Here is a 21,862-nt window from a genome sequence, read left to right as displayed (position 1 = left end):
TTAGGATTTTATAATGAGCAGATTAAATATAATGATATGCTTATAAATAATTTAGATAGGTATAATGAGTTTGAAAAAACTTATAAAAATGATTCTAAAGGGTTAGAAGAGCTAGGAAAAGAGTTAAATGATTATATATATGTTTATTATATGTATATAGAAAATGATAATAATTATATGGTCATAGAAGATGAAGAAAAAGCACTCATAGAAAAGTTTAATAAAAGTATATATTCAAAAGATTTCAATATGCTTAATGTAGATTTATATCTAATAGAGATTTTAAGTAATCAAATTAATTATGTTGATACATATAAAGATTACTTAAAAAGCGTAGAAGAAGATAAGGACAAGCTTATTAAAGTATCCATATTTCATAAAAAGGGAAGTTTTTCATATAACAATATAATAAAAACAGCAGAAGATTTCAAAAAACTAAACTTAGTAGAAACAACTGTAGGAATTGAAAAAGGGGTTACATCTATATCTAACTACTTATTAGCAGATTTAAGTATATTATTAATAATTATAATTTTATCAATAAGTATATTTTCACAAGAAAGAGAAAATGAAACCTTAATGATTATTAAAGCTAATAAGAAGGGAAGGGCCCCATTAATTATTACAAAATTAATTACAATGATTATTTCAATAATTATAATAACAGCTATTATCTATTTTTTATTAATTATAGCTTCAAATAAATTATATGGATTTGGGGATGTAAATAGAAGTATCCAATCTATTTCAAACTTTAGAAGCTGCAATATGTTAATAAATATCAAAGAATATTTATTACTTTTAATATTATTTAAAATGTTTACCGTAATAATGATTTCAATAATAATTACGATGATAATTCAATTAAATAAAAATATAACAAAAGCATATATGGCAGTAATTATTTTTATTTTTTTAAGCTATATATTTTATAAATTTATTCCATTTAACTCTACCTTAAATACTTTAAAATATATAAATATATTTTCGTTTTTATCGATAGGAAAAGTAGTGGGAGAATATGTAAATATAAATTTTTTTGCAAAAGCAATAAACTTATTTTTCATATATAAACTTATGTTAATAACAGTTTTGCCAACACTTATAGTAGTTAATATTTTAATTTTTATAAAGGAAAAAGATATTAAAGGTAAAGAATTAAATTTAAATATTTTCTCAAAGTTAAGAAATAAGATAAGTAGAATTACGATACCATCAACATTATTTTTTAATGAGATGTATAAAATAATTATTGAAAATAAAACTTATGTATTAATTTTGATAGCTGTATTTATAAGTGTTTCTAATATAAATATTGATGAAGAAAGATATTATGATAATGATACTATTATATATAAAAATTATATAAATAAACTTTCGGGACCATTAAATCAAGGCAAAGAGAACTACTTAGAGAGGGAACAAATAAAACTTTACAGTATTGGAGAGCAAAAAGCAAAGAATGAGTATTTATTAAAAAAAGATAGAATAACTAGGTCTGAATATGAAGAAAAATCATTGAAATTAGAAATTCTTAATAAGAGAGTAGATGCATTCGATGAATTATATAATCAATATCAATACTTAAAATATATAAAGGATAAGACAAAGATAAATGTTCATTTTATAGATAAAAATATAAAAGAAGAATTATTTAATTTAAAATCGGAATTGAACAATGGAGTATATTTATGTATATTACTTATTATTATTTTTTCTAATGTTTTTGCAAAAGAATATAAAAGTGGAGCTATGATATTAATTCAAGCTAGTAAGGAACGAAATAAATTATTTTTATATAAATTCATTATAGCTTATATAATTACAGGATTATTATTTGTACTAGTATATATGCCTAACTATATTAATGTTATAAATGAATTTGGATTTGAATTTTTAAGTGCACCTATTCAAAGTATAGAAAAATATATGAATCTTTCATGGAAGTTAACAGTTTTAAAATTTATAATTTTTGAAAATATATTAAAATATGTAGGGGTAATGTGTATAACAGCATGTATACTTTGTTTATCTGTCTTAAGTAAAAATCATATTGCTACTATAATTTTTTCAACAATTTTATTAATACCAAGTATATTAATGAGAATAATAGGAATAAATCTTAATGGAAATGTATCAATTTCAAATATTTTTAGCCTTAATGAGTCATTAGCTTATAAACATGGAATAAGGTTCAATTTAATTTATTTTATTATCAGTATAACATTAGTAAGTGGGATGATATTTATTACACAAAAGAAGTTTAAAAATGAAAGGTTATTAAAAAGAGAGGTACAAGCATGAAACTAGAAATAAAGAATTTAAGCAAAACATATGTTAAAGGAAAGTCAAAGTCCTTAGATAACTTAAATACTGAGTTTACTAGTGGTGTTTATGGTATTTTAGGTCCTAATGGAGCTGGAAAATCTACTTTAATGAATATAATAGCTGATAATATTAAAGCTAATAGTGGAGAAATATTATATAATGATAAAAATATAATGAAATTGGGTAAGGACTTTAGAAATATATTGGGATACATGCCACAACAGCAAGGTATTTACAAAAGCTTTACTGGAAGGCGATTTTTATGGTATATGGCATCATTAAAAGGACTTTCTAAAAAAGAAGCAAGAGAAAGAATTGAAAATGTATTGGAGTTAGTTAATTTGCAAGATAATGCTGATAAGAAATTAGGGGCATATTCAGGTGGAATGAAACAAAGAATACTTATTGCTCAATCATTACTTAACGATCCTAAAGTGTTATTATTAGACGAACCTACGGCTGGATTAGATCCAATGGAGAGAATAAGAATAAGAAATTTTATAAGTGAAATTGCTATAAATAAGATAGTTATTATTACTACCCACATTGTATCTGATATACAGTATATATCTAAAGAAGTTTTACTTATGAATAAAGGTAAACTGATATTAAAGGATAGTCCTGCTGCTATAGTAGAAAATATGCAGGGGAAAGTATTTGAAGTTAAAATAAAAGAAGATGAACTTAATAAGATAAAAGAGAAGTATAGTATTAGCAATATTATAAAAACTAATGACGGACTATTAGCAAGAATAGTTTCAGGGAAAGACCCTAAAGAGTTAAATGTTATTAATGTTAAAAGTACATTAGAGGATACTTATTTATATTATTTTAATTAAATGAGATAAAGTCAATTTACTTGTCATTTTATTTAAGCATAGGTATTATTTATATAGTGTTATAAGACGTAAGATAAATTTAGGGAGGATTAGATTAATTAATGAGAATAAATAAACTTTTCAGTAATTTGGGTATTTGCTCTAGAAGAGAAACTAATAGATTAATTGAAGAAAAAAGAGTTGTAGTTAATGGTGTATTATGTGAACCTGGGCAATGGGTAGAAGAGGAAGATGAAATATTTTTAGATGGACAAAGAGTTCAGTCTAAGGATAAGGTTTATATAGTATTAAATAAACCAGTAGGGGTAACTTGTACAGCAGCTGAAGAAGTTAAAGATAATATAATTAGCTATATGAATTATGATCAATATATATTTCCTGTTGGAAGATTGGATAAGGAATCTCAAGGGTTAATAATAATGACTAATGATGGTGTACTTGCAAATAAAATATTAGAGTCAGATAATTTACATGAAAAAGAATATATAGTTACAGTTAATAAGGACTTTGATAATGATTTTATCAGAAAAATGGCAGATGGAGTTGACATAGGAGATGTAATTACTAGGCCATGTAAAGTTGAAAAAATAAATAATAATACTTTTAAAATAATTTTAACTCAAGGCTTAAATAAGCAAATAAGAAGAATGACTAAGGCTTTTGGATATACGGTAATTAAGCTTGAGAGAATAAGAATAATGAATATTAAATTAGACGATATTGAGTATGGAACATGGAGAAATATAACTGAAGAAGAATTAAGAGTATTAAAAGAGGAATCTGGTTTATAATAAAAATAAAATAGGGATGTATCAAAATAATTTGATACATCCCTAAAATTATATTATTGAACTTCAATTACATCTCCATCATCAACTGTATAAGTAAAAGTATTTGTAGAGCCTAATTTTCCACCACCACTAGTACGTTGAGTTACAACGATTGATGAATCAGGTTCTAAGGTAACATTTTGTGCCATTAATGTGTTTTCATCAACAAAAACAGTTTTTGTATATTGCTCATTGATATAAATTTTACTGTATTTATTGAAGTTTTCACCTTTTACTATTAAGTTACCATCTTCTTCATAAACATTAGTTATAGTAATATCATAAGTACCCATCTTTAAATCTGTAGCTATAAATGGATTTTCACCACTGTAAATATATTTTTCACCATATAGCATATCATATTGTAATAATTTTAAATCAGATAGGTAATCTTCTGAATCTTTAAATTGGTTGTGGAATTTAGTTAAAACACCACTATCAATATTTAAGCTGTCTAATACTGAAGCTGTTAATTGGTAAGCTGTCAAATCTTGATCTTCTCTTTCAAGATCAAAGTTGCTCCATACAACATATTCAGTTTGGAATATAGAACCGTTATCTAAATCTTCATCTTTAAATCCAAGAGTAGGTAAATGGTCCCCAAATAATACTAATACAGTATCTTCATCTCTTTGAGAAAGAGCTTCTGTTAATTGACCTATAAATTGGTCTACTTCGTAAAGTTGATTTATATAGTAAGTAAATGCGTTAGTAGTTCCTTCATCAGGTAAACCACCAACTGTAATTATTGGATTTTCTAATACTTGCTCTTTAGGATAATCACCATGGGATTGTACAGAAATTGTATAAACGAAATCTGAACCATCTGTAGAGTCAAGCGATTTTAATATCTCATCAGTTAAATAAAAGTCCTTTGCCCAATCCTTTACAGTAAACTCTTCAACTTCCATATATTCTAATGAAGTAAAAGTATCAAATCCTAATTGTGAAAATACAAAATTTCTATTATAGAATGTACCTTTATTATTATGAATAGCATGAGTTGAATAACCTAAATCTTTTAAATTATAACTTACACTTTCAGCAGTACTTTCTTGAAGAATAGTTTTATAAGGATATTCACCAGGACCGAAGAACTTAAGGCTCATTCCAGTTAAAACTTCAAATTCAGTATTTGCTGTTCCAGCACCAACAGATGGAACTGTTACGTATCCAGATGGATAGTTTTCCATAAGACTTCTAAAGTTAGGAACTGGATCTTGAGAAAATTCTAAAAAATTCACTAGTGTTGGATCAAAAAATGATTCTAATTGAACCATAACGATATTAGGTTTTTTCTCAGTTTCATCTTGATTTAATCCACCTTCAGTACTAGCTATTAAGATATCATCATTATCATTGTCACTTGTAGTGGCAACATTAGTTGTATCCTTAGTAGTGATTAAATCAGAAATAGATGCAATCTTTTCTTGTGAATAATCAGTAGGTTTATCAATACCTGTATTAAATAGAGTATTTGAAAAACAATAAGGAAAACCATAATCTAAATATGCAAATGCGATATTACCAAAATAAGAAGATATAACATTTGTTGTTATTGCAAGCTTAGTTGATCCAAATAAGATTGTCCATGTTGCAGCAACAATTAAAATATTTCTCTTATAATTAATCTTTTCTTTAAATTTTGGTCCTTTGAAAAATAGAAATACAATTCCTATTACTACTAATATTAAGAAACCACTAATTAAGCTTGTCATTAATGGAGATAAATATTTAGAAATAATACCTAGTCCAAATTCTGCAAGCGTTAAATCTGTTGCTGTAAAAGGTGTAACTCTATTGCTTAATATAATACCATTTGTTATACCAAAACCAATCCAAATAGTTGTAATTAATGTGAAAAGGAAAGTTCTTCTTTTAAATAATAGTACTACTGATAAAGTCGATAAAATAATTAACGAGTTATATAGAAATACTAATGGAGAACCGAAGATATATCCAAAAGTATCTATCAGGCTTCTTCTACTACAAAGCTCAATAATAAAGTTAATAATTAATGGAGCAAATAAAAATTTCAAAAATGAGCGCTTCGACTGCTCGGTAAAAGAAAGTTTCATATAAAAATCCCCCTATGATTGTTTTTTAAAGCTAAATATTTGTTAAAAAAAGTTAATTTACTATTAAATCATAGATTATTATACAACTAATATTTAAATATTCCAATTAATGAAATCGATAACATGAAATAATTAAGAAAAAATTTATAATTACATCTAAAATAGAAACATTCCAAGTATATATGGTAAAGGGTTAACATATTAATATAATAATTATTTAAAAACTCTAGTAAAAATGGGGGGGGATGTAATGGGGACTAGCATAATATTAGAGTATTTTTCTAAATACGGACTTATTTTCTTATTTATAGTTATTTTTTTAGAACATCTAAATTGTCCAGGTGTTCCTGCTACAGTAGTTATGCCTACAATAGGAGCCTTTGTAGCAGAAACAAAAAATAGTCTATTTCTAGTAATTTTAATATCCATAGCTGCTGCTGTGTTTGGAAGTATAGCTTTTTATATCATAGGTTATTACATAGGAACTCCGATTCTAGAATGGTTTAATAAAAAAGCACCTAAAACTGAAAAGTATACTAAAGAGATATTAAGCTATTCTAAAAAGTATGGTAATAAAGCGGTTTTTATTTGTAGATTAATACCTGTAATAAGAACATTAATATCATTAGTATCAGGAGTTGTCCGAACGGATTTTTTTGGATTTGTATTATACTCATCACTAGGAATTAGCATATGGAATACCGCTTTGATATCCTTTGGATATTTGGGAGTAAAATTAATAATACACTGAAGGTTAGTTAAGAGTTAAGGTAGAAACTCCTTATGGAGTTTCTAAATTTAGCTGAAGCTAAATTTATTCATTAACTATTAACTTCTTATTATTAACCCTTAACTATTTTTAAATTGCTTCTTTTAAAAGCGCATATTGTGATTGATAAAGGTTGTAGTAATGTCCTTTTAATGACATTAACTCATCATGTGTACCACATTCAACAATACGTCCGTCATCTATATACATTATTCTTGAAGAATTTTTAATTGTAGATAACCTATGAGCAATTATAAATGAAGTTCTTCCTTTTAATAATTCATCTAATCCTTTTTGAAGAAGCAGCTCTGTTTGAGTATCTATACTAGAAGTTGCTTCATCTAATATTAGAATTCTAGGATCAGCTAGTAATGCCCTTGCAAATGATATAAGTTGTCTTTGGCCAGCTGAAAGCCTTGAACCCCTTTCATTTACTTCAGTATAATATCCATTTTCAAATTCCATTATAAATTCATGAGCTTGTACGATTTTAGCAGCTTCAATAACTTCTTCATCAGTTGCATCAAGTTTACCGTAACGAATGTTATCTATTATAGTTCCAGCGAAGATAAATGAATCTTGAAGCATGATACCCATTTGTTGTCTAAGAGATTTTAAAGTTACATCTTTAATATCAATTCCATCAATTAAAATTTCCCCTTCATTAATATCATAAAATCTACTTATTAAGCTTACAATAGTACTTTTACCTGCACCAGTAGGTCCAACTAGAGCTATAGATTCACCGCTATTAATATTCATATCAATATTTTTTAATATAGGATTATCTTCCTCATACATAAAGGTTACATTTTTAAATTCAACATGTCCTTCAATTGAAGGAAGAGTTTTTGCATTAGGTTCATCATGAATTAATGGTTTTTCATCCATTGTTTCAAAAATTCTTTCTAAATAAGCCATAGCATTAATTATTGTATTATAAAAGTTACCTATATTAGTTATAGGTGCCCAAAATCTCCATACATATCCGATAAATGCTACTAGTACCCCTACCTTAATTGATGAATCAAAGATTAGAATACCAAATAAGTAAATTAAAGAAATAGAAGCAACAGAAATAATATCTATAGATGGCCATACTAAGAAGTTTAATTTAACTGAATCGATCCAAGAATCACTATATTGTTTACAAACATCTTCATAAATTTTCATATTTTCTTCTTCACGAGAAAAAGATTGAGTTACTTTAATTCCATTTATACTTTCATGTACATAAGCATTCATATTGGATTGCTTAGAGCTAAGTCTTTGATTAGCAAGTCTTTGAGCCCTTTTTAGGGACATCATAACAGCAATTAAAACTGGTAATCCAATTAAGCTAACTAGTGCAAGTCTATAATCTAAGTAAAACATAAATACAACAGTAATTAAAAGAGTTACAGTATCGGCAATTAAATTAACAAATCCATTAGATAATAAATCACTTAAGGAATTAATATAGTTTACAACTCTTACTAAAATTTTTCCATGGGGTCTACTATCGTAATAAGTAAATGGAAGGGTTTGCAAATTCACAAATAAATCATTTCTCATATCTACAAGAATATCTTGTCCAACCTCACCCATTGTAAGTATACGTTGTTTCATAAATGCACTAACTAATACAAGCGATAATGCATAAATAAGGGATAAAATTATTAAGTTTAGTATATTACCAGATGGTATAATATCATCTAAAGCTATTTTTATTAAGTATGGTCCAAGAAGTGAAACAAAGCTTGAAATTAGCATTAATACAACTGATATGCTAATCTTCTGCTTATATGGTTTCATATATTTTGTAAGTCTCTTAATGTGAGAGAAATTAAAACCTTCTTGTAACTCTTCATCGATATCATATTTATTTCTAGCCATTTATATTACCTCCTTAGATAAATTGAAATCTCCAAATTGAGTTTTATATACTTCATAGTAGTATCCTTTGTTATTAACTAATGAATTGTGTGTACCACTTTCAATAATTCTGCCATTATCAAGGACTAATATTAAATCAGCAGATTTAACAGAAGATATTCTGTGAGCAATTATAAAGTTAGTTCTATTTGGGTTATTTAAATTAACCTCTTTTTGAATTTTAAATTCTGTTTCCATATCAACAGCGGAAGTTGTATCATCCAAAATCAATATTGAAGGATTAGTTATTAAAGCTCTAGCTAAGGATATTCTTTGCCTTTGTCCACCGGATAAGCCTACACCTCTTTCACCAATGATTGTGTCATAGCCTTCAGGCATTTCAGAAATAAATCCATGTGCTTCAGAAAGTTTGGCAATATCCTTAACTTTATCTAGTGATGCTGAAGGATTACCGTAAGCTATATTGCCTTCAATGGTATCTGAAAATAAGAATATATCCTGCATGGCCATTCCTATTGAAGATCTTAATTGTTTAATATCTATGTTCTTTATTGGTGTATAATCAATTAAAACTTCACCTTCTGTTGCATCGTAAAATCTACAAATTAAATTTACTAAAGTAGATTTGCCAGCTCCAGTAGGCCCTATTATTCCAATAGTTTGTCCACATTTAGCTTCAAAAGAAATATTTTTTAGGGCTACAGTATCTCCATAGTTGAAAGAAACGTTATCAAACAAAATATCACCATGAATTCTTTCTGATTTAATAGGAGATTTAGAGTTTTTAATATTTGATTCTGTATTTAATAATTCTCTTATTTTAATTGAAGAAGCTATGAATCTTTCTGTATCATTAATTAAATATCCAGCCATTCTCATAGGGTTATTTAATGCCCAAAGCAACCCATTAAATATGACTAAATCACCTAATGTCATAGATTTATTAATTACTAAAATACCTCCAACAAGTATCATTATTATTGATAAAAAGCTTGATAAGTATTCTAATACAGGCATATATTTACCTATAATGTTGGTAGTATCCATATTTTTTTCTTTATAATTCAAATTCTCTTTATTAAATTTTTCTATTTCATAATCTTCTCTGCTAAAGGCTTTTACAACTCTATTACCGCTTATATTTTCTTGCGTAACAGAATTAAGCTTTGAATAAGCTTCTCTTATATTATAAAAAGTGGGGGAAATTTGAATTCCCATTTTTATAGTTGTTATTGCAATTATAGGACAAATAGTAAGCATAAATAGAGTTAAAGGGAGGCTTACAATAGACATTGAAATAATTGCAAATATAAATACGCTTAGATTTGATAAAATATTATATACAACCCATGCTATAAAGTGACGAAGTGCATCGGTATCACCAGTCATTCTAGCCATAATATCACCAGTTTTGGTATTGTTATAATAGTCAAAGTCTAATTTTAATAATTTAGAATATAAATCCTTACGAATATTAAGAAGTATATCTTGTGATACTTTTTCAAAAATCATTTGATATATATAAGTAAGTACGCCTTTTATTACAACAACAACTAGCATAGTTATTAAAATAGGGATTAATATATTCTTTTCATTACCATTTAAGACCCTATCAATAATATCTCCAGCTAGGAAGGGATTAATCATACTTAAAAGTGAAGTTATTAGTACTAAAATTAATGCAATACTGTATTTTGGAATGTGGTTTTTTAAATATCCCATTATCCATTTTAAACTTTCCATAACAGTTACCCCCGTTTTTATTCAATATAATTTCCTTATATAGATTATAATTTTAGATATAAAAATGAAATGTGATATCTTAAACTATTGATGTATATTATTATATAAAGTTATAATTATAATGAAGTTTATGAGATAAGGAGAAAGAAATGTTTGAATGGGGTAGAGGAACAGAGGAATATAATCCAGAAGTATTATTTGCTTTTCAAGCAAGTTTAGATGGAAGTGATAATCATTGGGAATTTAAGTATCATTGTCATGATTTCCTAGAGTTATCAATAGTAACATCTGGGGTAGCTGACTATTGTATCGATGGTAATAATTACTTGATAAAAAAAGGGGAAGTATTAATTTCAAATCCAGGATTATATCATATGGAGACACCTGGTGAGTATTCTAAATATACTCAATTACACATAGGTGTTCATAACTTTAAATTAAGTGATATAAGAGAGAATTACATAGATAATAAAGGGGTAGGACCTGTAATAAAATTAAGAAAGTATGAAAATGAATTTTTAAAGTGTTGTGATGAAATTATTAAAGAGGAAAAAATGAAAAGAGTGGGGTATCCATTGGTACTAAAATCTTTAGTAATGAAATTATTGATTATTCTATGTAGGGAGTTTGAAAGTGAAGAAAAGCAGGAAGATGAATATAATTGTTCATTTCAATCGTCTGAAAAACAAAATATAGTTAGGCAAATTATTGATTATATGAATGAAAATTATATGTGTGATATTTCCTTAGACAAGATATCTAAGAATATGTATTTAAGTCCTGTTTATATTTCAAAGATATTTAAGGAAGAGATTGGAGATTCTCCAATAAATCATTTAATTAAAATAAGATTATCAAAAGCAGAAGATTTACTAAAGGATAAAAGTATTCCTATTAAAGTAGTAGCTCAAAAAGTTGGATATAATGATGCATATCATTTTAGTAAATTATTTAAAAAGTATTACGGAATATCTCCATCTGCATTTAGATAAAAAATTAAGTTCTATATTAAGGTTGAATATAAGTTAAGCCTTAATATAGGACTTTTTGTTTTTAGATAAGCATATTTATAAAAATTATAAATATTATTTGAAAACATAAGGATGGATATTATTTTTAGAGTAGAGTTTTTTTATAAAAATAAATATTCACGCATAAAGGAGAATATATTTTAATATAAAAAGCGAAAAAAGGGGTGTTGCAATTTGAAGGTTAAAAGAATAAGTTCATTACTAGGATTGAATATTGCAATTGTAATGCTTAATATTATTATTTTTTCACCAGGATTATTTAATATTAAAATAGATTTTATTAATATATTTCAAACATCAATAGGCATAACAATAATCATAATGAGCTTTATTATTTTTATTATTGGAAATTATAAAATATTAATAAAAGAAAATGATGAGATTGATATTTCTAAATTAGATGATAGTGAAGATTACATAGAAGCATTAAAGGAGAATAGTAGTAAAAGAGTTTTTTCAAAGGATATTGATATTTTATTAGAGCAAATAGAGAGAATGGATAAAAAGCAAGAAAAAATAGATGATATATTACTGCAAAAGTTTACTGTAAATGAAATGAGTTATATAAAATTTAAGAAAACAATATCTGAAGTAAGAGATGTATTTTATATAAATATAAAGAGTGTTATCAATAAAATAAATATTTTTGATGAACAAGATTATGAAAAAATAAAAAAGTACACTAAAAATGGAAAACTTAATAGAAAAATAGAAGAGCAGAAAAAAGATATGTTTGATGAATATATATCTTTTGTAAAAGATTCTATAGAAGATAATGAAGAGATTTTACTGAAATTAGATAAATTTCTTTTTGAGTTATCAAAATTTAATAGTTTAGAGGATGGAGAGTTAGAAAATATGAGTGCAATTAAGGAGGTTGATGAATTAATTAATAAAATAAAATTTTATAAGTAGATAAATAAAAGAAGTAGGGGGTATGGATTAGTGGGTGGTAAGAAAAGTGGAAAACTCGCAGGTATCTTGATTGTTATGGCTATTGTAATTTTTGGATTAGTTTATGGTGGAATAACTTTAACTAAAAATTGGGGAAAAAGTAAAGAAGCTATATCTGAAGAAAATGCAACTGATAAGTTGAATAAGATTTGTAAAGATATTGATATTAATAAAATAGAACCTAGAAAAGCAGCCATAGATTTAGGTGTTGAGGATGTAAAAGATACTATTCCGGATATTGAAAAGTATCCAGCACAAGTTGAGAATACTACTGACACTTACATTGAAATATTTTCTACAGGTGAGAAAACTGGTACTGGAAAGGATAGTTGGTTAATAGATGTAGCTAATGATTTTAATGAGGCAGAAATAGAAGTGAATGGGAAAACTGTTTCAGTTAAGATAAGGCAAGTAGCATCAGGACTTGGAATGGATTATATAGTTTCAGAGAAATATTTACCGGATGCATATAATCCATCAAATGAACTATGGGGAGAAATGATAAAAGCCAATGGAAAGACAATTGAATTATATGATGAAAAAATGGTTGGAAATGTGGCTGGTATTATTATGTCTAAGGAAAAGTATGATGAGTTAATAGAAAAGTATGGTTCAATTAATTTGAAGAATGTTACAGAGGCTGTTGCTAATGGGGAAATAAATATGGGATATACAAATCCATTTGCAAGTGCAACAGGATTAAATTTTTTAGTATCAACATTAAGCACATTTGATGCAAGTGATCCATTAAGTGAAAAAGCAATTGAGGGCTTTAATGAATTTCAAACTAATATACCATTAGTAGCATATACAACACTTCAGTTAAGGAATTCTGCTGAATCAGGTATTTTAGATGGATTTATTATGGAATATCAAACATATATAAATTCACCAGAATTAAAAGCAGATTATGTATTTACACCATTTGGGTATAGACATGATAGTCCATTATATTCAATTGGAAGTTTATCTGAAGAAAAGAAAGAAATATTAAATAAATTCATTGAATTTTATAAGGGAGAAAAATATCAAGATTTAGCTACAGAATATGGATTTAATAACTTAGAAGATTATAAATGTGAAATTGGGGATTTGGAGGGAGATGTAATAATACAGGCTCAAAAGCTATGGAAGGAAAATAAAAATGGCAATAAGCCTATAGCTGCAGTTTTTGTGGCAGATGTTTCTGGAAGCATGGAGGGTGAACCATTAAATGAGCTAAAAAAATCATTATTGAATGGAGCACAATATATAGGAGAAGAAAATTCTATTGGATTAGTAACTTATTCAAATGATGTTAATATTAATCTTCCTATAGGAAAGTTCGATTTAAATCAAAGATCACTATTTACTGGAGCTGTACAAGATATGGATGCTGGTGGAGGAACAGCAACATTTGATGGAATTGCCGTAGCTGTTAAAATGCTTTTAGAAGAAAAGGAAAGGAATCCAGATGCTAAGTTAATGCTTTTTGTATTAAGTGATGGTGAAACTAATATTGGACACTCTTTAGAAGATATAAAAGAAATCCTAGAGGTAGTTGAAATACCAGTTCATACTATTGGATATAATGCAAATATTAAGGCATTGGAAAATATTTCTGCAATTAATGAGGCAACAAGTATTAATGCAGATTCTGATGATGTTATTTATAAGTTAGGAAGTTTATTTAATGCAGAGATGTAGAAAAATAGGGGGTATTAGAACATGGGATTTTCAATGAATGTATGTGATACTGAAGAAATTAAAAATGAGGTTATAGAAGCTGTAAAGCCAGAAAGGGAAGAAGTAAAAAAGTTAAAAGTATTAAGCGATAATAATGTAGAAGCAGTTATGAATTTAGATATGGATTCATTAGAGGATAGAAAGTTGATTTTAAAATCAATTGATGAATTTGGGTTAGATACTATGCAAAAATCATCTAAAAAAAATGCCTTATTAGAAGTAAGTATAAAAAACCTATCTAAAATGGGGGATGAAGGAGGAGAAGTTGCTATTGGGCTAACAGAACTACAAAGGGCAATGAAAGATCTTGATCCAAGCATGATAGACTTTACCAAAAAAGGATTTTTCGGAAGGGTTGCAAATCCAATACGTACTTATTTTGATAAGTATCAAAAAGCTGATAATGTTATTAATGATATCATGGAATCTTTGGAAAAAGGTAAGATAACTTTAAAAAATGATAATACTACTTTGGAAATAGAAGAGTTATCTATGAGGGATTTAACAAAAAAGTTAGCTAAAGAAATAGAAATGGGAATAATGATGGATGAGGAGATTTCAGATGCCTTAAATAAAGCAAAAGCTAATAATGATGATCCAGATAGAATTAGTTTTGTTTCAGAGGAGATATTATTTCCTTTAAGGCAAAGAATTATGGATATGCAGCAAATGATAGTTGTTAATCAGCAAGGGATAATAGCAATTGAAGTTATAAGAAGAAATAATAAAGAACTTATAAGAGGTGTTGATAGGGCTAAAAATGTAACTATATCTGCTTTGAGAACTGCAACAATAGTTGCTAGTGCACTATATAATCAAAAAATAGTTTTGAAAAAGATAGATTTATTAAATAAAACTACAAATGATTTAATTAGCGGAACAGCAAAAATGCTTAAGGAGCAAGGAGCAGAAATTCAAAGGCAATCAATTGAATCTAATATTTCTGTAGATACTTTAAAATCAGCCTTTTCTGATACTTTAGAAGCATTAAATGCAATTAGTTCATATAAACAAGAAGCATTACCAAGGCTTAAAGAAACTATAAGTCAATTTAAGGAGTTAGCTGATTTAGGAGAAAGGCAGATTTCTAAATTAGAAAAAGCTGAATAGTATAGAGTTAGAAATCAATTATCGTAAGTTAATGTAATGAAAGAGTGAGTAGCAAATTTAGTAATCAAAATATCTAAATTTGCTACTTATTATTTTATAGAAAAATTATATAGTTATTACTGAGTAATTTCATTATGATAAAGAATTTTTTTGTAGTATTTATTAAATAATGAGATTGTTATATCTCCGTAATTTCTATTTATTTTATGCTTATGGCCCAGAATTATTGATGATAAAAATACTATTAATTTAGTATAAATACTAGAATTAGAAGCAAATACTAATATATCTAAAAATAAAATGCTGACTAAAATAACACTAGAATTTGGTTTAATAGTTAAAATAAATTTAAAAAATATTAATATAAGTGCAAATGTTAATGCAACATAACTTTTAGGATATAATGCTAAAAATGAACCAAATGTAGAGGCAATAGCCTTTCCACCTTGAAATTTAAAAAAAGGTGAATAGGCATGTCCTAAAATTGGCGAAATTGCAATAAAAATAATTGCTATGTTACTGGAAGAAAAATAATTAATAGAAATAAAAACAGGAATAAAAGCTTTAAATAAATCTAAAATTACACATAATATTCCTAATGGTACTCCACAATATTTAATAACATTTCCTGAGCCAGGATTCATATCATCTGATATTTTTCTTATATCAATGCCTTTAACTAATTTAGGAATTAAATAAGAATACATAATAGAACCCGATAAAAAAGATAAAATAATTAATAAAATATCTTTAAAGAACAAGTTTATTCCCTCCTATGATTTGCTTGTTTTATTAAAAAATTAGCAATATCATCAGCTGTATTTAAGTTAATATTTTTCTTTTGTGCTTGAATAATAGAATTATATAATGAATCGTCAGTTAATAAGGATTTACACAGAGATAAAGTTTCATTTACTGAATTTGAAGCTAGTGCCATACCATGACTTTTAAAAAAATTACAGTTAGCAGATTCTACGCCAGGAATTGGATTTATCATTATAATAGGTAAATTTTTAGTCATGGCCTCTGTTGTGGTCAATCCACCAGGTTTAGTAATTAAAATATCGCTTGCATCCATTAATAAATCAATAGAATTTGTAAAAGATAATATATTAATATTTTTATTTAGTTTTACTTTATTAAGTTCGTTAAATAATTCTTCATTATGTCCACAAATAACCGTAACTTGAATACTAGGTAATTGATCAGATAAGGATTTGGTACTTTCAAGTATATTGCCAGCTCCCATACTGCCACCCATTAATAATATATGTTTCATATTAGGATCAAGATTTAGTTCCTTTTTTGCAGTAACTTTAGATTTGTGTTGTTTGAATTTTGAATGTACTGGTAATCCAAAGCTAAGGAGTTTATCTTTATTTATTCCCTTATTAACAAATTCATCAGTTAAATCTTTATGAGGAATAAAAAAATAATCTAAGGATGTTTCCTCCCAAAATGGTGCACATGTATAATCAGTTACAATAGCAGCGGTAATAGAGTTAAATGAATATTTATTTTTTAAATAAGAAATTGTTTGAGCACAAAATATATGAGTGCAAATAATTATATCAGGATTTTCAGAATTAATAATATTATATATTTTATTTGCATAAAGAGAATTTAAAATATAAACTATAGATTTTACCTTAGGGTTACTAATTTTTACGCCAGCTTTATAAAGTGATCCAAAAAATCTAGGACTATGTTTTACTATGCTAACATAAGAATTTTCTATTTTTTTAGAAGTGTTTTTTCCTGCAAAGCTTAAGGTATCTATTTCTACAGTCTTAATATTTAAGTTATCAAGTGCATTACAAATTGCTTTTCCAGCAGAAGCATGTCCGGCACCTGTGTTTGTATACAAAATAAGTGCTTTCATAATAATTTCACCTCATCTTTAAATTAATATAAAACAAAAAAGTATAATAAATATTTTAACATATAAATTAATTTATAAGTATAATAATTGTGCTTTACAAGAAGTTATGGATATAATTATGAAAAGAGGTGGTTTTATCAATGAATAATAAAATTTTCATTATAGAAGATGAAGAAAAAATAAGGTTAGAGTTAAGTACATTTTTAAATAGATATGGTTATGAAACCAGTTATTCAACAGATTTTGAAAATATAGTTGATATTTCATTAAAGGAGGAGCCACATATAATATTGTTAGATATTAATTTACCCTATTATGATGGTTATTATATATGCAGAGAAATAAGAAGGAAATCTAATGTTCCAATAATAGTAGTTACAAGTAGAAATAGTGAAGTAGATGAGCTTATGAGTATGAATTTAGGAGCAGATGATTTTATAACTAAGCCATATAATACTCAAATTTTACTTGCTAGGATTTCATCAATTATTCGAAGAACATATCAAAATTTAGATAGTGAAGTTTTTGAATTTAACGGTTTAAAGTATAATATGTCTACTAGTGAAATGACATTTAATAATAAAAAGTGTGAACTAACAAAGAATGAAAGTAAAATTCTTTTTGCATTAATAAAAAATAAAGAAAAGATTGTTTCGAGAAATGAGTTAATGAAAGCTTTATGGCAGGATGATGAATTTGTTGATGATAATACTTTGACTGTTAATATTAATAGGTTAAGAAAAAAGTTAGAAGAAATAGGTGCTGTTGATTATCTTCAAACAAAGAGGGGACAGGGGTATATTTTAATATGAACTTTATAGAATATTTTAAAGATAAGATTATATTTATAATAATTAATATAATTGTTTTAATTATTACATCATATTTATTGTTTGGATTAAATGTATCCTACTATGCAATTCTTTTAATATGTACTTTGAATTTTTTAGCCAATATAGTATTTTTTATTTATGATTATATTAGAAAAAGCAAGTATTATGGAAGTTTATTAAAGAGATTAGATGAATTAGATAAGAAGTATTTTATTAGCGATATTACTAGTGAAGAAGATTTTTTAGAAGGTAAAATTTTATTTGAAATTATAGAGCAGGCAACAAAAGCAATGAAGGATGATATAAGTGAAGCTATTAGAAATAGCAAGGATTATAAAGAATATATAGAGCTTTGGGTACATGAAATAAAAACTCCTATATCAACTTGTAAATTACTTATTGAAAATAATGATAATGAAGTTACTGAAAGTATAGGAGAAGAAGTAACAAAGGTTGAGGATTATATAGAACAGGTCTTATTTTATGCAAGAAGCAATGCAGTAGAAAAAGATTATCTAATTAAGGAAATTAATTTAAAGGAATCTATTAATGCTGTAATTAGAAAAAATGCTAATACTTTAATTGCAAAACACGTTAAAATTGATATTAGTAATGTTGATAAAAAAGTATCATGTGATAGTAAATGGATAGAATTTATTTTAGGTCAAATAGTAAGTAATAGTATTAAATATATGGATAAGAAAGAAAGTATTTTAAAAATATATAGTGAAAATATAGAGAATGATGTTCTTTTAAAAATATGTGATAATGGAATTGGAATGGATGAAAAGTCTGTAATTAAAGCTTTTGAAAAAGGGTATACAGGTGAAAATGGTAGAAGATTTGGAAAATCTACTGGTATGGGATTGTATTTGTGCAAAAAGCTTTGTGAAAAGTTAGGACTAGGTATAAATATTAAATCAAAGGAAAATGAAGGAACAGAGGTAACTATATTATTTCCTATAAATGATATGATGAAATTTTAGTGTTAAAAGGGAGAGTAAGTTTATGAAGAGTATTGAAACAGAAAGATTAATATTAAGAAAATGGTGCAAAGATGATTATTTAGATATGTATGACTATGGTAGTGATGACAGAGTGGGGCCTAATGCAGGGTGGCCTGTACATAAAACTATAGAAGATAGTAAAGAAATAGTTGATATGTTTATAGATGGTGATGAAGAATACGCAGTGGTTTTAAAAAGTGAAAATAAAGTTATCGGTGGAGTAGGGTTACATTATAAAAAGATTGATAAAAATATGCAAGGTGGAAATGTACGTGAAATAGGATATGTTTTAAATCCTAAATATTGGGGAAATGAATATATTCCTGAAGCTGTTAAAGCGTTAATAAAATATGGATTTGAAGAATTAAATTTAGATTTAATTTGGTGTGGTCATTTTGATTATAATTTTAAATCTAAAAGAGTAATTGAAAAATGTGGATTTAATTTTAAGTTTGAAAAGATAAGGCAACTACCGTTATTAGATAATAAAGTAGTTAATGAATTATATTATAATATTTTAAAAGAAGAGTATTTTGATAAAATAAAATTAATGTAGAAAAAATGTTTTTATATCTATGCCTCAGGGGAAATTATGTGTATTTTACCTGAGGTATATTTTATTTAAGGAATTATTAAGAAAATTTAAACTATATAGTAAGATTTTATAGATATAATACAAGAAGTGATGAAAATAGTGTAGGAGGAAGATACATGAATGTTTTAGAGGTAAATGATTTAAGAAAGTCATTAGGAAAAAGAGAAATTATAAAAGGTGTAAGCTTTAATATAAAGGCTGGAGAAATATTTGGATTTTTAGGACCTAATGGTGCAGGTAAAACTACTACTATAAGAATGTTAGTTGGATTAATTAAGCCAACATCAGGGGAAATAAAGATTTGTGGGCATGATTTAAGAAAGGATACAAGCAATGCTTTAAGTGAAGTTGGAGCAGTGGTTGAAAATCCAGAGTTATACAAGTATTTATCAGGTAGAGAAAATCTTATGCAAATTGCAAGAATAAGAAAGGTATCTAAAGAAGATGTAGAAGAAACTATAAAACTTGTTGGCCTTGAGGGAAGAATTGATGATAAAGTAAGAAAATACTCTTTAGGAATGAAGCAAAGATTAGGACTAGCAGCGTCTCTGTTATCAAAACCAAAGCTATTAATTTTAGATGAGCCTACCAATGGTTTGGATCCATCTGGAATATTAGATTTTAGAGAAGTTGTACAAAAGGCAGCTAAGGAAAGAGGAATGGCTGTATTTGTATCATCTCACATACTATCAGAAGTTCAAAATCTTTGTGATAAAGTTGCATTTATTAATGATGGAGTAATTAAGGCGGTTGAAGAAATAAATTCAGATACACACTCTATGGATACTGAAAAAGATATAGTTTGCCTTGTTTCTAATGATGATAAGAAAGTAATTGAAAGTGAAATTAAAAAATTAACTTATGTTTCATCATGTAAAATTAATGATAAGGGATTACAAATAATATTAGAATATAACTCAACACCTAAGCTAGTTAAGCACTTAGCATGTAATAATTTTAATATTGAAGAAATCTATAAGGAAAGAAAAGGCTTAGAGCAAAGATATATGGAATTAGTTGAGGGAGGAATAAGATAATGTTATTTACTTTAATAAAAAATGAATTAATAAAGCTTATGAAAAGGTCTAAGACTTGGATAGTATTTGCGCTTTTTGCAGCTTTCATAGCAGTAACTATATTTGCTCAATATAGAAGCGATAAGAATATGAGAGTATGGAGTTCGCCAGAGAAACAACTAGAAATGGCTCAAGAGAATTTAAACTATTATAAAGAAGAACTTGAGCTGAATAAGGACTCTGATGTTAATCCAGAATATATAACATACTTACAAGAATCTATAGAAAATTCAAAGGCTCAAATAGAAACTTATAAAGATATAATAAAAAATGGATTAGATGAAAAGGCATGGAAGCTTCAATTAGATCAAATGATTGAGGATAGTAAGCAAGTTATAGAAAGTTATAAAAAGTACGATGATGAGTGGTCAAAAAGATATTTAATGGAAGAGCAAGATAATTTAGAAATGTATAATTATCTTAGGGATAATAATATTGAGCCACTTTATGGATGGGAATATGAGGCTTATAACTATATGACTTTACTTATGCAATTTTTAGGAATGGCACTTTTACTTTGTGGTATAGCTGTATTTATGAGTGATATAGTTTCAGGAGAATGTACTCCAGCTACATTAAAATTCTTGCTTGTACAACCGGTAACAAGAGGGAAGGTGCTTTTATCTAAATTTATATCAGTAACAATAACAGTTCTCGCTATGATTTTAGGGGGAGAACTTATAGGATTTGCTTTTGTAAATTTAACTAGTAAATTAGGTGGAGCTAGCTATCCAGTTAATTTAGGAGCTCAATATAATAAGGTTATAAATTCTGAAGGTATAGCTCAATTAGTTAAAGTTGTAGGATCAGGGCACATGGGAACTAATGGAGAATTGTTTGTTAAAGCTATGCTATTCCAAGGATTATTTATTATAGCAGCTTGTTCAGTAGTATTTTTAATTTCAACTTTAATTAAGAGTAGTATGATAACTATGGCATTATCAGTAGTTGTTACGGTATTTTTAAGTATAGGAAGTCAAGGAATAGATTCACTTAAAGATATTGCTCATTTAATATTTGTAAACTATGGTGATGGAATTAGTGTACTAACTGGAAATAGTGCATTGGCATTTAATAATCCTAATATGACAGTTCAAAATGGAATAATAGTTATGATTGCAACTATTATAATTTCATATACAATTGCACATATTAACTTTAAAAGAAAAGATATTTTAATTTAATAA

At 26.6% G+C, this 21,862-nt stretch carries 18 protein-coding genes; 13 read left to right on the top strand and 5 right to left on the bottom strand.

The window, feature by feature from the left end; genetic code table 11:
• Positions 1–36 precede the first annotated feature (36 nt).
• The 3 genes from I4V63_RS03695 (at position 37) to I4V63_RS03685 (ending at position 3,958) form a co-directional block, all read left to right on the top strand.
• Positions 37–2,304 (top strand): hypothetical protein, encoded by a 2,268-nt coding sequence (locus I4V63_RS03695; RefSeq protein ID WP_195999948.1) that lies wholly within the window; start codon positions 37–39, stop codon positions 2,302–2,304.
• On the top strand, positions 2,301–3,167 hold the full coding sequence (locus tag I4V63_RS03690; RefSeq protein WP_195999947.1) for an ABC transporter ATP-binding protein: 867 nt from the start codon (positions 2,301–2,303) through the stop codon (positions 3,165–3,167). The genes I4V63_RS03695 and I4V63_RS03690 overlap by 4 nt, the downstream gene beginning before the upstream one ends.
• A gap of 101 nt (positions 3,168–3,268) precedes the next feature.
• Complete coding sequence (locus I4V63_RS03685) at positions 3,269–3,958, top strand: pseudouridine synthase (protein WP_195999946.1); 690 nt, start codon at positions 3,269–3,271, stop codon at positions 3,956–3,958.
• 53 nt (positions 3,959–4,011) lie between these two features.
• Here the strand turns inward: I4V63_RS03685 and I4V63_RS03680 are convergent, their stop codons facing one another.
• Positions 4,012–6,075, bottom strand: a complete 2,064-nt coding sequence (locus I4V63_RS03680) for an alkaline phosphatase family protein (RefSeq protein WP_195999945.1) — start codon at positions 6,073–6,075, stop codon at positions 4,012–4,014.
• A 250-nt stretch (positions 6,076–6,325) separates the two neighbouring features.
• Between I4V63_RS03680 and I4V63_RS03675 the strand changes: the two genes are divergently transcribed.
• Complete coding sequence (locus I4V63_RS03675; RefSeq protein ID WP_195999944.1) at positions 6,326–6,826, top strand: DedA family protein; 501 nt, start codon at positions 6,326–6,328, stop codon at positions 6,824–6,826.
• Between the two features lie 108 nt (positions 6,827–6,934).
• Here the strand turns inward: I4V63_RS03675 and I4V63_RS03670 are convergent, their stop codons facing one another.
• Both I4V63_RS03670 and I4V63_RS03665 read right to left on the bottom strand, forming a co-directional pair.
• Positions 6,935–8,719 (bottom strand): ABC transporter ATP-binding protein, encoded by a 1,785-nt coding sequence (locus tag I4V63_RS03670; RefSeq protein WP_195999943.1) that lies wholly within the window; start codon positions 8,717–8,719, stop codon positions 6,935–6,937.
• Positions 8,720–10,462 carry an ABC transporter ATP-binding protein gene (locus tag I4V63_RS03665; RefSeq protein ID WP_195999942.1) on the bottom strand — a complete coding sequence of 581 codons (1,743 nt, stop codon included), beginning with the start codon at positions 10,460–10,462 and terminating at the stop codon, positions 8,720–8,722.
• Between the two features lie 149 nt (positions 10,463–10,611).
• Between I4V63_RS03665 and I4V63_RS03660 the strand changes: the two genes are divergently transcribed.
• The 4 genes from I4V63_RS03660 to I4V63_RS03645 all read left to right on the top strand — a co-directional run bounded on the left by I4V63_RS03660 (position 10,612) and on the right by I4V63_RS03645 (position 15,282).
• Positions 10,612–11,454: an AraC family transcriptional regulator gene (locus tag I4V63_RS03660; RefSeq protein WP_195999941.1), complete on the top strand. Its 843-nt coding sequence runs from the start codon at positions 10,612–10,614 to the stop codon at positions 11,452–11,454.
• A 213-nt stretch (positions 11,455–11,667) separates the two neighbouring features.
• On the top strand, positions 11,668–12,408 hold the full coding sequence (locus tag I4V63_RS03655; RefSeq protein ID WP_195999940.1) for a hypothetical protein: 741 nt from the start codon (positions 11,668–11,670) through the stop codon (positions 12,406–12,408).
• A gap of 30 nt (positions 12,409–12,438) precedes the next feature.
• Positions 12,439–14,133 (top strand): VWA domain-containing protein, encoded by a 1,695-nt coding sequence (locus I4V63_RS03650; protein ID WP_347707718.1) that lies wholly within the window; start codon positions 12,439–12,441, stop codon positions 14,131–14,133.
• Positions 14,134–14,154: 21 nt separating this feature from the next.
• Complete coding sequence (locus I4V63_RS03645; protein WP_195999939.1) at positions 14,155–15,282, top strand: toxic anion resistance protein; 1,128 nt, start codon at positions 14,155–14,157, stop codon at positions 15,280–15,282.
• Positions 15,283–15,398: 116 nt separating this feature from the next.
• Here I4V63_RS03645 and I4V63_RS03640 read toward each other — a convergent pair whose 3' ends face one another.
• Complete coding sequence (locus tag I4V63_RS03640; protein ID WP_195999938.1) at positions 15,399–16,043, bottom strand: glycerol-3-phosphate acyltransferase; 645 nt, start codon at positions 16,041–16,043, stop codon at positions 15,399–15,401.
• Positions 16,044–16,045: 2 nt separating this feature from the next.
• Positions 16,046–17,164 carry a glycosyltransferase gene (locus I4V63_RS03635; RefSeq protein WP_195999937.1) on the bottom strand — a complete coding sequence of 373 codons (1,119 nt, stop codon included), beginning with the start codon at positions 17,162–17,164 and terminating at the stop codon, positions 16,046–16,048.
• A 140-nt stretch (positions 17,165–17,304) separates the two neighbouring features.
• On the opposite strand from I4V63_RS03635, the gene I4V63_RS03630 reads away from it, so the two are divergent.
• From I4V63_RS03630 to I4V63_RS03610, 5 genes are all read left to right on the top strand, one after another.
• Positions 17,305–17,976, top strand: coding sequence for a response regulator transcription factor (locus I4V63_RS03630; protein ID WP_195999936.1), 672 nt, complete (start codon positions 17,305–17,307; stop codon positions 17,974–17,976).
• Positions 17,973–18,983 (top strand): sensor histidine kinase, encoded by a 1,011-nt coding sequence (locus I4V63_RS03625; RefSeq protein WP_195999935.1) that lies wholly within the window; start codon positions 17,973–17,975, stop codon positions 18,981–18,983. Before I4V63_RS03630 ends, I4V63_RS03625 begins: the two co-directional genes overlap by 4 nt.
• A 22-nt stretch (positions 18,984–19,005) precedes the next feature.
• On the top strand, positions 19,006–19,560 hold the full coding sequence (locus I4V63_RS03620) for a GNAT family N-acetyltransferase (RefSeq protein WP_195999934.1): 555 nt from the start codon (positions 19,006–19,008) through the stop codon (positions 19,558–19,560).
• Positions 19,561–19,715: 155 nt separating this feature from the next.
• The gene (locus I4V63_RS03615) at positions 19,716–20,636 is read left to right on the top strand and encodes an ABC transporter ATP-binding protein (protein ID WP_195999933.1); all 921 of its coding nucleotides are present in this window, start codon (positions 19,716–19,718) and stop codon (positions 20,634–20,636) included.
• Positions 20,636–21,859 (top strand): ABC transporter permease subunit, encoded by a 1,224-nt coding sequence (locus tag I4V63_RS03610; protein ID WP_195999932.1) that lies wholly within the window; start codon positions 20,636–20,638, stop codon positions 21,857–21,859. The genes I4V63_RS03615 and I4V63_RS03610 overlap by 1 nt, the downstream gene beginning before the upstream one ends.
• Positions 21,860–21,862: the final 3 nt, after the last annotated feature.

Origin of the sequence: Clostridium sp. 1001271B_151109_B4 (genome assembly GCF_015670405.1) — a bacterium.
Classification (GTDB): Bacteria; Bacillota; Clostridia; order Clostridiales; family Clostridiaceae; genus Clostridium.
Note: the sequence above shows the minus strand (reverse complement) of the source record. Positions and strands in the feature narration are given on the sequence as shown.

Excerpts from the sequence above, each read along its gene's own strand:
- I4V63_RS03695 (WP_195999948.1), top strand. The coding sequence starts at position 37 with ATGCTTATAAATAATTTAGATAGGTATAATGAGTTTGAAAAAACTTAT.
- I4V63_RS03690 (WP_195999947.1), top strand. The coding sequence starts at position 2,301 with ATGAAACTAGAAATAAAGAATTTAAGCAAAACATATGTTAAAGGAAAG.
- I4V63_RS03685 (WP_195999946.1), top strand. The coding sequence starts at position 3,269 with ATGAGAATAAATAAACTTTTCAGTAATTTGGGTATTTGCTCTAGAAGA.
- I4V63_RS03680 (WP_195999945.1), bottom strand. The coding sequence starts at position 6,075 with ATGAAACTTTCTTTTACCGAGCAGTCGAAGCGCTCATTTTTGAAATTT.
- I4V63_RS03675 (WP_195999944.1), top strand. The coding sequence starts at position 6,326 with ATGGGGACTAGCATAATATTAGAGTATTTTTCTAAATACGGACTTATT.
- I4V63_RS03670 (WP_195999943.1), bottom strand. The coding sequence starts at position 8,719 with ATGGCTAGAAATAAATATGATATCGATGAAGAGTTACAAGAAGGTTTT.
- I4V63_RS03665 (WP_195999942.1), bottom strand. The coding sequence starts at position 10,462 with ATGGAAAGTTTAAAATGGATAATGGGATATTTAAAAAACCACATTCCA.
- I4V63_RS03660 (WP_195999941.1), top strand. The coding sequence starts at position 10,612 with ATGTTTGAATGGGGTAGAGGAACAGAGGAATATAATCCAGAAGTATTA.
- I4V63_RS03645 (WP_195999939.1), top strand. The coding sequence starts at position 14,155 with ATGGGATTTTCAATGAATGTATGTGATACTGAAGAAATTAAAAATGAG.
- I4V63_RS03635 (WP_195999937.1), bottom strand. The coding sequence starts at position 17,164 with ATGAAAGCACTTATTTTGTATACAAACACAGGTGCCGGACATGCTTCT.
- I4V63_RS03630 (WP_195999936.1), top strand. The coding sequence starts at position 17,305 with ATGAATAATAAAATTTTCATTATAGAAGATGAAGAAAAAATAAGGTTA.
- I4V63_RS03625 (WP_195999935.1), top strand. The coding sequence starts at position 17,973 with ATGAACTTTATAGAATATTTTAAAGATAAGATTATATTTATAATAATT.
- I4V63_RS03620 (WP_195999934.1), top strand. The coding sequence starts at position 19,006 with ATGAAGAGTATTGAAACAGAAAGATTAATATTAAGAAAATGGTGCAAA.
- I4V63_RS03615 (WP_195999933.1), top strand. The coding sequence starts at position 19,716 with ATGAATGTTTTAGAGGTAAATGATTTAAGAAAGTCATTAGGAAAAAGA.
- I4V63_RS03610 (WP_195999932.1), top strand. The coding sequence starts at position 20,636 with ATGTTATTTACTTTAATAAAAAATGAATTAATAAAGCTTATGAAAAGG.